General features: G+C 52.7%; 1 protein-coding gene and 1 pseudogene. Both read left to right on the forward strand.

Annotated features, from left to right (window positions below):
- The coding region (locus tag Q0835_RS29825) for a hypothetical protein (protein ID WP_298967108.1) at positions 1–967 on the forward strand (967 nt) is incomplete at its 5' end.
- A 176-nt stretch (positions 968–1,143) separates the two neighbouring features.
- Positions 1,144–1,583 (forward strand): annotated as a pseudogene (locus tag Q0835_RS29830) (IS6 family transposase); the annotation flags it as partial.
- Between the last annotated feature and the right edge of the window lie 77 nt (positions 1,584–1,660).

Here is a 1,660-nt window from a genome sequence, read left to right on the forward strand (position 1 = left end):
GGATGAGCTCGTGACAGTGCTGCAAGGGGCGAAGCTTCGCCTGGAAGAGCAGGGTGTTCCACTCACAAGCCTGTCCGCCATGCTTCATGGTGCCGGAGCCAAGGCGCCGGAGGCTCTGGATGAGCTCGTGACAGTGCTGCAAGGGGCGAGGCCCCGCCTGGAAGAGCTTAAAGGGCTGAGTGTTTCGCCCGCAAGCCTGTCCGCCATGCTTCATGGTGCGGGTGCCAAGGCACCGGCGGCTCTGAAGAAGCTCATGAAAGTGCTGAAAGAGGCCAGCCCTAGCCTGAACAAACTTAAAGAGCAGGGTGTTCCGCTCACAAGTCTGTCCTCCATGCTGAGCGGTGCCGGAGCCCAGGCACCGGAGGCTCTGAAGAAGCTCTTGACAGTGCTTGACAAGCCTCTTGACGATCTCAGTGCTGTGGTCGGTAAGGACAAACCGGTAGAGTTCCAAAATATCAGTTATCTGCTAACGAATGCAGGAAAAGACGCCCCTCAAGCCCTTGCCAAGATGTTCCAGGTCCTGCAAACGCATGCCACGCTCATACCGCAAGTGATTGGCAAGGAGAGCCCTTTTGCAAAACTGAGTTCCCTGGTCAAGGTCAGCGACCGTCCGAACTCCGTGTTGAAAGTTCCTGAACGCTTTGATCTTGCCTTGCGATCAGATCGGATACGGACGCTTCTGTTGGAAAATTCAGGAGAGCATCAGCATCCCGTAGACCCAGTGGATATTCAGCAGATCTGTCAGGAGCTCACACAGCCGGACCAGGGCATCGGTCCTTTCCATATGGACAACTTGACCTCTGATGGGGGGTGGTCAATTGAAGAGATCCTGGATCTGTTAGCCGGAAATCATGAAATCGGGCTGGGGGACGAAGAGAGGTCACAGATAAATCCGGCAGATGGCTTCGATGAGGAGGATCTAGATATCGGCCGGTATTTACAAGATAATCCAAACACCCCGCCTTAGCTGTGCGTTTGAATTTCCGGGCACGATCATATTATGTTATTTGTTCATTTTCTCACAAAGCTTTTGCATAAGAGCTATGAACGATTTTCCAAGGGCGTGTCGCAAAGTTTTTCGCGTTAACCACGCCTTGAGGTTTGGCTGTTGAAAGGGCGCTCCAGAAATTGGAGTTCCGAGTGATGATTTTGAGTGACATCGTTGAAAACTGAAACGCCAATCGAAGGGTGACTTCAAAGGCAGACAGTTCGAGGTCTGGCTGATCATCCAGGCAGTCTCCTGGTACTTGCGTTATCCGCTTAGCTATCGGGACTTGGAAGAAATGTTTCTGGAACGCGGCTTTGAAGTCGATCACAGCACGATCAACCGGTGGGTTCTAACCTACGCCCCCCTAATGGAGAAACGGTTGCGGCGTTTCCGCAAACCACATTGCGGCTCGGTCCGCATCGATGAGACCTATGTGAGCATCAAGGGCCAATGGCGCTATCTGTATCGGGCCATCGATAAGCCCGGAGATACGGTCGATTTTCTGCTCACGGCAAAGCGCGATCTGAATGCGGCCAAGCGGTTCTTTCTAAAATTTTTGTCGGATGCCCTGCTGCTGTCACCGGGCAAAATCGGCAGGTAGTGTCGCAAATTTTTCTTGATGTGAGACCAATGGCTTTGTCTTGACACAGTTATCCTGCGAGTTCGATGAAC

Origin of the sequence: uncultured Roseibium sp. (assembly GCF_947499295.1) — a bacterium.
Classification (GTDB): domain Bacteria; phylum Pseudomonadota; class Alphaproteobacteria; order Rhizobiales; family Stappiaceae; genus Roseibium.